The following is a 10,330-nucleotide window of genomic DNA, read 5'->3' as shown; positions in this document are numbered from 1 at the left end:
CGCCGACGCACGGCAGACGGCAGACGGCAGACGGCAGACGGCAGACGGTGAATTCGGGTGGCGTGCGGCGGATTTCGGCGGCTGATTCGAGCGCGGTACGACCTTCATGGCGCTGACGCACGAGCGCCGTACCTACGACCTAGGCCCGGGGAACAGACGTACCCGGGACCACCGTTGAGCCGCCGACGGCGTGTGCGGACGCCGTCGACGGGGGAGGTCATCTCGTCGCGGGCCCGCCTACCAGGGAGAGAGTGCCGTCGAGATATGCCGCCCGGGAAGCACGACGTTGGATCTTCCCGCTGGACGTCTTGGGGATGGTGCCGGGGTGGACGAGCACGACGTCGCGCACCGGCAGGCCGTGTGCCTCGCCGATCGCGCCGCGGATCAGATCGATGATCTTCTCGGACTCGCCCGCCGCCTCCGGCGCCGTCTCGGCGACGACGACGGGCTGCTCGCCCTCACTTCCACCGTCCACGGAGAAGGCGGCGGTGCAGCCGGGCCGCAGTGCCCAGTGGGACATCTCGGCGGACAGTTCCAGGTCCTGCGGGTAGTGGTTGCGTCCGTCGATGACCATCAGGTCCTTGAGACGGCCGGTGACGAAGAGTTCGCCGTCCCGCAGGAATCCGAGGTCGCCGGTGCGCAGGAAACGGCCCTCGCGGCCCCTGAGGGTGGCCCGGAACGTCTGCCGGGTGGCGAGCGCGTTGCGCCAGTAGCCCTTGGCGACACTCGCGCCGGAGACCCAGATCTCGCCGACCTCGCCCTCGGGCAGTTCCTCCTGCCGTTCGGGGTCGGCGATCACCACAGTGATGCCGGGGCCGGGCCGGCCGCAGCCGACCGCTGCCGCGTCCACCGACCCGACGTCCGCCGAGCCGGCGTGCGGCCCGCCCCCGGCCCCGTCGGTGGCGGTGGCGGTGGCGGTGGCGGTGGCGGTGGCGGTGGCGGTGGCCAGGGTGGGCGGGGCCTGTACCGAGCTGCCGGTGACGATCAGCGTGGCCTCGGCCAGGCCGTAGCACGGATACAGGGCCTCACGGCGGAAGCCGGCCGCGCCGAAGGTCTCGGTGAACCGGCGCAGGGTCGCGGCCCGCACCGGTTCGGCGCCGTTGAAGGCGACCTTCCACCGGCTCAGGTCGAGGCCGTCGAGAAGGTCCGGCGTGGCGTGCTTCAGGCACAGTTCGTAGGCGAAGTTGGGGCCGCCGCTGGTGTGCGGGCGGTACCGGTCGATGGCGGTCAGCCAGCGCTCGGGCCGCTGCAGGAAGTGCAGCGGGGAGAAGAGAGTGGCGGTCACGCCGAGGTAGACCGCGTTCAGGACCGGGCCGATGAGGCCCATGTCATGGTAGACGGGCAACCAACTGACGAAGAGCTCATGGTCGTACTCCTCGATCACGTCGGGAGTGTGGCCCATCCGCTCCGTGATGACCCGCTCGTTGTCCAGCAGATTCCCGTGGGTCACCATCACCCCGCGCGGGGCGGAGGTGGACCCAGAGGTGTACTGGAGGAAGGCGACCGAGTCGGCGGTGAGGTCGGGTTCGCGCCAGGAGCCGGCCGCCTCGTCGGGGATGTCCTCGGTGGCGACGCAGGTGATCTCGGCCAGTTCGGGCAGGTGTTCCGACATGGTGGCGAGGGCCGCGATCACCTCGCGGCCGCCCAGGATCACCTTGGCGTCCGCGTCGGCGATCAGGCGCTTCATCCGGAGCAGGGCGCGGTGGTTCTGCAACCGCCCCTGCGGGGGCAGGCCCGGTACGGCGACGACCCCGGCCGAAAGACAGCCGAGGTAACCGCAGATGAACTCGATGCCGGGCGGATACAGCAGCATGGCGCGGGAACCGGCCAGGCCGCGCTCCTGCAGCCAGGCGGCGACGGCCCGCGACCGCTCGGCGAGCCGTCCGTAGGAGATGTCCTGGATCTCTCCGTCGCAGTCACCCGTGACGAGGTACCGGTAGGCAGTCCGGTCGGGCTGTCGGGAGGCGTGCGTGGTCAGCAGATCGACCAGGGAACGAGCCATAAGAGGAGTCTCACCTGTTCGGATAAGTGAGCGAGAAGACTGAAGTTCAGAGGCCGCGTCATAGGTACGCGCAGATGCCGTGGCCGCCTGGCCCCCTTGCCAGAACGTCCTTCTCGACCAATCCGCCCGGGAAGCGGCGGCGATGCTCGCGCCGGCTCCCCGTGGCCCCCTACGGATTGCTACCAACGAGTAACACAGTAGCAAGTCCGACCGGCCCCGCAGATGTAACCCCGGGTACTAAATGCGGAATTGGGCGTTCTGACAGTCGGTCACCACCCGTGAACCGGGTGAAGTGGCTGGTACGCGGGCCGCACCGGAAAACATGTGTGCCGCGTCACGCGCTCCGAACAGCGTTCGGGCCACCCGGCACTCCCCCGACATCCGGTTCGGCCCACGTGGCCGGGGTCAAGGTCCGCCGGGTTACGGGTCTGTCCCAGCGGGTGGCTGCCGCCGGCAGGTGCGGGAACGGTGGCGGGAACTGCCGTCCTGGCCCGCCGGCGGCGTTGCCCGGCGCGGTGTGGCGAGCCGTGTTCGGCCCCATTTCCCGCGCCGGACGGCGGCAAGGAAGGGTGCGGCACGATGGGTCCAGGGGACAGGTGCGGGTGGGGCGTGCCCGGTGGTGGTGCGCGTCGTGTCCGGCTGTACGTGTAACAGGGATGTACTACGGGCTGGTTGAGCGGAACGCATCGCCGGGACAGGCGGCTCTTGGTGCTCGGAAACACTCGCTCGAACCGAGCAGCCGACACCGCCGGCGCTCCTACCGAAACTGAGGAAGAAACGATGCGCGTTCACAAGCTCACCTTCGCCGCCCTGGCCGTTGCCGCGGGTCTCTCGCTCACGGCCTGCCAGAACGGCGACGACGGTACGGGACAGAGCGCGCCGTCGTCCGCGCCCACCGCGTCTTCACCGGGCGCCGGTTCGGGCCCGGGCGGTTCGGATCAGGGCGGCGGGAAGGACGCCACCGGAACGGGCTCTGCCGGGAAGAGCTCCGGCGGGCAGGGCACGGCCGCCGGGACCGGCTCCAACGCGAACGGCAAGGTCGGCAAGTGCCGCACCGACGAGCTGGAGATCACGGCGAAGGACAACACCATCGACGGCGACCCCGACGGTACCGTCACGGTGCAGTTGAAGAACAGCGGAGGGCGGGACTGCGCGATCTCGGGCTACGCGGGCGTCGACCTGAAGACCAGCGCGGGGTCGCTGTCCGCGAAGCGCACGGGCGAGAAGGCCAACCCGGCCGTCCTCAAGAACGGGCAGTCGACGGCCTTCGGCATCAACTACCCCATCAACAAGTCGGGCGGCTCGGGCATCCGCGTCACGGGCCTGCTGGTGACCCCGCCGGACGAGACGAAGACGGTCACCCTCGACTGGCCCGGCGCCGCCACGCTGCCCGTCACGGACGGCACCGGCTCCCCCGTGAAGGTCGGCCCGGTCGGCAACGCCGGCCAGGGCGGCTGACCCGCACGCCCTGGCCGGTCAACAGCGGGCTGACGCTCCCCCGCGCGCGAGGGGGAATCAGCCTGGCCGGCCCGCCTCACGAAGTGCGGCCGAGAGTTCAGCCGCCGACGTGGATGCCGGGGCGGCGGTCGGGGTCGCGTTCGTTGCTGCGGATGATTTCGCGGGTGACGGGAGCGGTGTCGCCGCGGCCCAGGAGGAAGTAACGGAACATGTGCCGCAAGGGACTTCCTTCGGCCCACGCAAAGTAGCAGTGCGGCTGAACCCCTGTGGCGTTGCGCAGGGCGAGCAGGATCGCCGCGATGGCGTTCGGAGCGGCCGGGGCCTCGGCACGCAGGATTCGGTAACCGTCCACCTCGACACCCTGGACGCAGAGGGTGTCACTGAAGTCGGACGGGTCGACCACGTCGATTTCCAGGAACAGCACGTCGGCAGGGCCGGGCACGGGGTTGGTGCCGCGCTGCTCCCGCTCCTTATGGGCGTACTCGGCGCTGTCGCCGGCCTGTCGTCGGTTGGCGATGATGTTGATGGCGTTGTCGTGCGCGAGGGTGTCCGTGATGAACCGGCGGGCTTCGTCGTCGAACACGATCCGATCGGCGCGCAGTTCAGTGGTGCGTGAGACCCGGGAGATCAGCGACACGGCGATGATGCCGGCGATGAACATGCCCGAGATGGTGATGCCGTCGGGCTTGTCGACGATGTTGGCCATCAGCGCGTAGGACAAGACAGCGGTGAGGAGCGCGAATCCCGTACCGGCCACGCGTCGGCGACTGCGGACGGCTGAAACCGTGACGGCGAACGCTCCGGAGACCATCATGGCCAGGATTCCGGTGGCGTAGGCGCCGGCCTGTGCGTCGACATCGGCACCGAACGCGATGGTGATGATGATGCAGAGAGCGGTGTAGACGATCACGACGGGGCGTACCGCGCGTCCCCATTCCGGGGCCATGCCGTAGTCGGGCAGATATCTGGGCACGATGTTGATCAGCCCTGCCATCGCGGACGCGCCCGCGAACCACAGGATCAGTATGGTGCTGATGTCGTAGGCGGTGCCGAACACTTCGCCGACCTTCTCGTGCGCCAGCCAGGCCAGCGCCCGGCCGTTCGCCTGGCCGCCGGACTCGAACTCCTTGTGCGGGATGAGGACAGTGGTCACGAAACTCGCGGCCAGCAGGTAGACGCTCATGACGAGCGCGGCGGTGGTCAAAAGCCGCCGGGTGTTGCGGATCCGTGCCTGCTTCTGCTCCTCGGGATCGCTGCCCTTCGCGGAGATGAGAGGCATCATGCTCACGCCCGTCTCGAAACCGGAAAGGCCCAGCACCAGCAGGGGAAACGCCAGGAGTGCGGGCCCCGCCAGATCTCCGAGACCGCCTCCGCCGTCGCCGAGGGCGTCCGTCCACGCCGAGAACGCGCCTGGCGTGGTGAAGACGTCCACCAGACCGACGCCGATGACAGCCGCGTTGAGCGCCAGGAAGGCCACGACCAGGGGGATGGCCACCTTGACCGCTTCGCTGAACCCGAGCAGGAACACTCCACCGAGCACCACCAGCAACGCCACGGTGAGAGCGACCTCGTGACCGTGCAGCACATGCGGGAAGTAGGGGTTCTCCACCACATGCACGGAAGCGTCCGCCGTGGACAACGTGATCGTGATGATCCACGAAGTGGCGACAAAACCGAGCAGGACCAGGACGAACAGCTTGCCCCGCCAGAACGGCAGCAGATCCTCCAGCATCGCCACCGACCCCGCTCCGTTGGGGCTCTCATGAGTCACCCGCCGGTACATCGGCAGCATCCCCACCAGGGTCAGCGCCACGATCAACAGCGTCGCCAGGGGCGAGACCGCTCCTGCCGCGAGGGCGGCGATCGCCGGGACGTAGGCCAGGCTGGAGAAGTAGTCGACCCCTGTCAGGCACATCACCTTCCACCAGGCGTGCTGCTCGGCGTGTCCCTCGCCCGCCGCTGGTCCGACCGGCTGCACCCGGTGGCGCAGCAGCCACAGCGCAAGGCGTCCGGTCGGCTGGGGCCGTAGAGCGGGACTTTCCACCTCTGCCGGTATGACCGGTTCGTTCGCGACCTTCATGTCCCCCATCAGTCCTTCCAGTTCATGCCCTCGGTGCACCCGTCCCGGTTCACGGCACGGACGGGCGAGCAACGAGTATGCGGCCCGGCGGAGGTGTCACGATCACCGGGGCGGCATTGCCGACCCTGGTGATGGCGCCCTTGTTCCCCGTACCCAGCTCGCTACCCGCCCGTTCGGGTAGCGCCGGCAACGGTGGAGAACGGGAGGAGGAGACCTTCGCCACCGAACCGCGGCGGCCACGAGGAGAACTGACACTGCGCCGGCCGGCCCGTCCCACCGCGTGCGGCAAGAGGCGGCTTGCGCCCACCGTGACTACGCGGTCGGCCTAGCTCCGGGACGGCCGCCGTGAGTGCGTCGCGATGGCATCGCCCTCGATGCGGTCGCCCGGGTCACCGTCGACGATGAAGACGCCTGGCGTGTTGGGGCCACCCGCTCTGCTGTCGGCGGTGGCCGAGGAGGAGGCGGGCCCGGGGGCCAGGGCCTCGCGGACGGCGGTCAGGATGTCCTCCGTGTCGGCACCGAGCGCTCGGGCTGCGGACGTGAAGTCCCTTACCAGAGTCGCGAGTTGGCCAGCATCGTGCGCGTGCGATTCAGAGGGGAGCGCCGCGACCCGGGTGCCCGCGCCACGGCGGGTGCGGATCAGCTCGGTCATCTCCAGCTCGCGGTAGGCGCGGGCCACGGTGCCCGGCGCCAGACCGAGGTCGGCGGCGAGCTGGCGCACGGTCGGCAGGCGCTCACCCTCGGCCAGCCGGCCGGTCCGGATCAGCGCGGCCAGCTGGGCGCGGATCTGCTCGTACGGCGGTACCTGGCTGGTGGTGTCGACGCGGACGGCGGGGTCACTCATCGTCGAAAGTCCCGTCGTCGGCTGCCTCGTCGTCGACCGCCCGGGGTGCCACCACGGTGACCAGGGACCATCCGAAGGTGAACATGCCCAGCAGACCCAGGGGGCAGATCGCCACGATGGTGGCGGCGCCCAGCGGTCCGGCGCAGGCCTTGTCCGTGAGCGCGACGAAGACCATCAGCACGACGAGCAGCACCTGGCTCGACACCAGCAGCCCCCAGGCTCCAGTGATCGCCCACGCCCGGTCGCGGCGCTGCCGGTCGTCGCCCGGGCCGTGAGCGATGCGGCGCAGGGCCCAGACGCAGACCGGGGTTCCGACCGCGAGGGCGGCGACCATCGGACCGCTGTAGTACAGGCCGGGCCAGGGCCCCAGCGATGTGCGCATCCCTTCGCAGGTGACGGTGATGACACGCCCCGCTTCGCGTGGCCGGTCGAAGTCGGAGGAGGCCGTGACCGCACCAAGCACCAGCATGGTGACGAGGGACGCCGCCTGCACGAGTAGCAGGGGCGCCATACGGGGCGGCACTTGGTCTCGGACCAGGCGCGGGGCGAGACTCGCGGTGCGTACCGCCTCCTGGGGACGCAGGGTCAGGGCGTCGCCGAGCAGTACACCGCCCACCGCGCACAGGCCGAAAGCGGTGATGGCGAAGACGAGGGGCATCGTGATGTCGTCGCTGTCCATCGTGACCAACTGCTGTGCGACCACGATGCCGATGGCCAGACCGGACCAGCGGGCGTAGTGGTCGGCGTGGTCGAGGAACCGGGACTGGAGCGGGACGGGGTCGAGCATACGGAGATCCCCCAGAATCTTGTATCAAGCAGTGGGTACAAGATGCCCTGGTCGGAACCTTGTGTCAAACGCTCGGTACAAGGCGATCCCCAGGGAGACGGCTTCTGGCACAAAGGGAGTTCCCTCCGGCGTAAAGGGGGACGCCGGGGGACGCACTCCGGCCCTGGGCACCACTCCACACCTTGCAGATGGCCTTATCGACGAGCGCTGGCGAGCAACGCCGTATGCGGCAAGGTGAGTTCACCGTCCTCACCAAAAACCCGGAGCTGAACAGATCGTGGTGCTTGATCTCGGCACGGATCTGCGGGATCTGGCTCTGCACCAACTGGCCGCCGAAGGCGACGTCACTCGCAGGACCGCTCCACCACTCGTCGGCGGTCGCACGATGACCCCAGCGCAGGGTCTCCCACACCGTCTCGCTGAGCCCTGCCGCATTCATCAGCCCAGTCAGACCGACCTCGTCACGGGGAAAGTCATCGTCAGGGGCCAGTCCCGCAGGCAGTCCGCGGCGCGGATGCCGTCCAGTCGAACGGGTGACAGACTGAGAGACGAATCGGCGCGCCGGGTCGGAGGGCATGGGACATGACGCGGCCGACGCGGAGCCCCAGCCGAGGGGTGCGGCAAGCGTGCTGCGCACGTGGTCGAGCAGGCTGGTGCCTTCCACCACCTCCTTCGGCAGCGGCCGAGGCCGCGCGTTCGTAGGCGCGAGCGGGGAACGTACGGAAACCGTGTTCTGAGGGTGGTGACTCCCTGTGAGTGGGACCGATGGAGAAGCCGGTGGAGCACGTGGAGGATTTGCCGGGCAGACGGTCGTGGTGGTGGGAGGCAGCGCGGGCATCGGCCTGGAGACCGCGCGACAGGTGCGTGCGGCCGGCGGCGAACTGGTTCTCGTGGCGCGCGACACCGGACGCCTCCAGCGGGCCGCGGACGAACTGAACCCCCTGAGCACGGCCGCGTTCGACGCCCGGGACGTCGAACGCCTGGAGCGCTTCATCGGCGAACTGCCGGGGCAGGTCGACCATGTCATGGTCACCGCGGGCAGCCCGTCGTACACCCCCATCGCCGAACTCGACCTGGCCAAGTCCGGGTATGACTTCGGCGGGCGTATCGCGATGATGCTGGCAGTGGCACGGGCGAGCCGGGAGAAAGTCAGAGCCGGGGGAACGCTGCTGTTCATCGGCGGCACCGGCGGTCGGCGGCCCGCGCTCGGGATGGCCGTGACGGGCGCTCTCACCGCGGCGCTGCCGGCTCTGACCGCCAACCTGGCACTGGAGGTCGCCCCTGTTCGGGTCAACCTCATCGCGGCCGGGTTCGTGGACACATCGCTGTCGGCCTCCCTCCTCGGTGACCGACTCGACGCGCGCCGCGAGGAGTTGAGGAAGACACTGCCCATCGGCCGGGTGGTCGGACCTGAGGACGTCGCCGCTCTCGCACTGCACATCATGGCCAACGGCGCCCTCACCGGCGCCACATACGACATCGACGGCGGCCAGCAGCTCGTCGCGCACTGACCGTTCACTGACCCTTCACTGCCCCAGGCCCAAGCCCAAGCCCAAGCCGCAGTGGCAGTGGCAGTGGCAGTGGCAGTCGAGCACGGTCAGGCGCCACTCGCGGATGAGGTCGTCGCCGGTATCCCATCCGGGTCCGAGACGAGAGGAGCATGCCATGGACATGAAACTCGAGGTCGTCGTGGTGCCGGTGTCCGACGTCGACCGGGCCAAGGACTTCTACACGGCGCTGGGCTGGAGACTCGACGCGGACGTCGCCACCGACGGGGACTTCCGGGTGGTGCAGGTGACCCCTCCGGGTTCTCCGGCCTCGGTCATCTTCGGCAGATCGGTCACTGATCAGGCCCCGGGCTCCGCTCGCGGACTGCACCTGGTCGTCGACGACATCGAGGCCGCCCGCGACGAGCTGAGACGGGGCGGCGCCGACCCGAGCGATGTGTTTCACGACGCCGGCGGCGTTTTCCACCACGCCGGGACGGATGCCCGGGTGCCCGGCCCCGCTCCTCAACGCGGCAGTTACGGCTCCTTCCTGTCGTTCAGCGACCCGGACGGCAACGGCTGGCTCCTGCAGGAGATCACCACACGGCTTCCGGGACGGCTGGACCCCGCGACCACCTCGTTCGCCTCGGCCGAGGAACTGGCGAGCGCACTGCGGCGGGCCGCGGCAGCGCACGGTGAGCACGAGGCGCGCACTGGCGCGGAGGACCCGGACTGGCCGGACTGGTACGCGCGGTACATGGTGAGCGAGCAGGCCGGGACGGAACCGCCGTCGTGAGCGTTCGGACGCACGGCTCATCGGCGCCCGCCGACTCGAGCCCAGGGTGAGGGACCGACGCTCCACCATGCCCCGGCCCGCTACGAACTCCCGCCGTCCATCGGCCGGTTCACGCGGCGAGGGTCGGGTCCGGGACCTTCCGGCCAGCGGGACATACACGGCAGCGCAGGCCAGATGTGTCACCGTGCGTCGCGTAGCCGGAGGAGGTATACCGCAGTCAGCGCAACGGCGCGGTCCCCGTCACGCGACAGCTCCACGAGGGCACCCGACGCCGTGGTCCCCGGGATGTCCGCCAGGGACTGGGTCAGCCGGAGCCCGGACGGCCGACGCCCCTCTGGCTCCGGAAGGACCAGGTCAACAGCGCCTTGTCTGCCCTGCGGGTCGACCATGACGCTCCGGCAGACCAACTACAGCGCCGAAAGGGCCTACTGAAGGGCTAATGGGTCGCCGTCGCCCGGTTGCCGATGCCGGTGCCGGTGCTGTGGTGTTCTTGAGCGGCAAGGACCTCATCGACGTGATCGATCGCCCACTGGCCGAGGGCAGCGAGCGGTCCGTCAGCGAGACTGCCGCCCAACTCGGACAGTTCATACGCCACGGAGCGGTCGGCCGGCGTGGCAATCCGTTTGATCAAGCCGTTGGCGTGCAGACGGCGAAGCGTCTGGGTCAGGACCTTGTCGCTGACGCCCGCGATGTCGCGCAGCAGGTCGATCCGGCGGCGTCTGCCCGCTCGCAGCGCCATCAGCACCACGGGGTCCCAGGTGTGGGCGATCAAATCGGCGGCCAGGCGCACCGCGCAGTCGGCGGTGAAGGGCGGGCAGTGGTCTTTCACGCGTCTCTTCCTACCGGATTCGGGCCTACCGATCGGTAGGCCCGAAG

Annotated in this window: 8 protein-coding genes and 1 pseudogene; 3 read left to right on the top strand and 6 right to left on the bottom strand. The window is 69.6% G+C overall.

Annotated features, from left to right (window positions below; all coding sequences use genetic code 11):
• Nucleotides 1–217: 217 nt before the first annotated feature.
• Complete coding sequence (locus ACFYR3_RS39120) at nucleotides 218–2,002, bottom strand: fatty acyl-AMP ligase (protein ID WP_389286828.1); 1,785 nt, start codon at nucleotides 2,000–2,002, stop codon at nucleotides 218–220.
• A gap of 780 nt (nucleotides 2,003–2,782) precedes the next feature.
• Here ACFYR3_RS39120 and ACFYR3_RS39115 point away from each other — a divergent pair.
• Nucleotides 2,783–3,460 carry a DUF4232 domain-containing protein gene (locus tag ACFYR3_RS39115; RefSeq protein WP_355854375.1) on the top strand — a complete coding sequence of 226 codons (678 nt, stop codon included), beginning with the start codon at nucleotides 2,783–2,785 and terminating at the stop codon, nucleotides 3,458–3,460.
• A 97-nt stretch (nucleotides 3,461–3,557) separates the two neighbouring features.
• On the opposite strand, the gene ACFYR3_RS39110 is transcribed toward ACFYR3_RS39115, so the two are convergent.
• From ACFYR3_RS39110 to ACFYR3_RS39100, 3 genes are all read right to left on the bottom strand, one after another.
• A complete protein-coding gene (locus ACFYR3_RS39110; protein ID WP_389286826.1) occupies nucleotides 3,558–5,540 on the bottom strand; it encodes an amino acid transporter in 1,983 nt (660 codons plus the stop codon).
• Between the two features lie 325 nt (nucleotides 5,541–5,865).
• Nucleotides 5,866–6,384, bottom strand: a complete 519-nt coding sequence (locus ACFYR3_RS39105; protein WP_389286824.1) for a GntR family transcriptional regulator — start codon at nucleotides 6,382–6,384, stop codon at nucleotides 5,866–5,868.
• The gene (locus ACFYR3_RS39100) at nucleotides 6,377–7,171 is read right to left on the bottom strand and encodes a hypothetical protein (protein ID WP_356785307.1); all 795 of its coding nucleotides are present in this window, start codon (nucleotides 7,169–7,171) and stop codon (nucleotides 6,377–6,379) included. The genes ACFYR3_RS39105 and ACFYR3_RS39100 overlap by 8 nt, the downstream gene beginning before the upstream one ends.
• Before the next feature lie 752 nt (nucleotides 7,172–7,923).
• Between ACFYR3_RS39100 and ACFYR3_RS39095 the strand changes: the two genes are divergently transcribed.
• Together ACFYR3_RS39095 and ACFYR3_RS39090 are read left to right on the top strand one after the other, a co-directional pair.
• Complete coding sequence (locus ACFYR3_RS39095; RefSeq protein WP_389286822.1) at nucleotides 7,924–8,682, top strand: SDR family oxidoreductase; 759 nt, start codon at nucleotides 7,924–7,926, stop codon at nucleotides 8,680–8,682.
• Between the two features lie 154 nt (nucleotides 8,683–8,836).
• On the top strand, nucleotides 8,837–9,454 hold the full coding sequence (locus tag ACFYR3_RS39090; protein WP_356785303.1) for a VOC family protein: 618 nt from the start codon (nucleotides 8,837–8,839) through the stop codon (nucleotides 9,452–9,454).
• A 179-nt stretch (nucleotides 9,455–9,633) separates the two neighbouring features.
• Here ACFYR3_RS39090 and ACFYR3_RS39085 read toward each other — a convergent pair.
• Nucleotides 9,634–9,777, bottom strand: a pseudogene (locus ACFYR3_RS39085) (MerR family transcriptional regulator); the annotation flags it as partial.
• A 113-nt stretch (nucleotides 9,778–9,890) separates the two neighbouring features.
• A complete protein-coding gene (locus ACFYR3_RS39080) occupies nucleotides 9,891–10,283 on the bottom strand; it encodes a winged helix-turn-helix transcriptional regulator (RefSeq protein WP_355854390.1) in 393 nt (130 codons plus the stop codon).
• Nucleotides 10,284–10,330: the final 47 nt, after the last annotated feature.

The organism is Streptomyces sp. NPDC005784, assembly GCF_042871525.1.
In the GTDB taxonomy this organism is placed as follows: Bacteria; Actinomycetota; Actinomycetes; order Streptomycetales; family Streptomycetaceae; genus Streptomyces.
The sequence above is the reverse complement of the archived record's forward strand: the minus strand, read 5'-3'. Positions and strand labels throughout refer to the sequence as shown.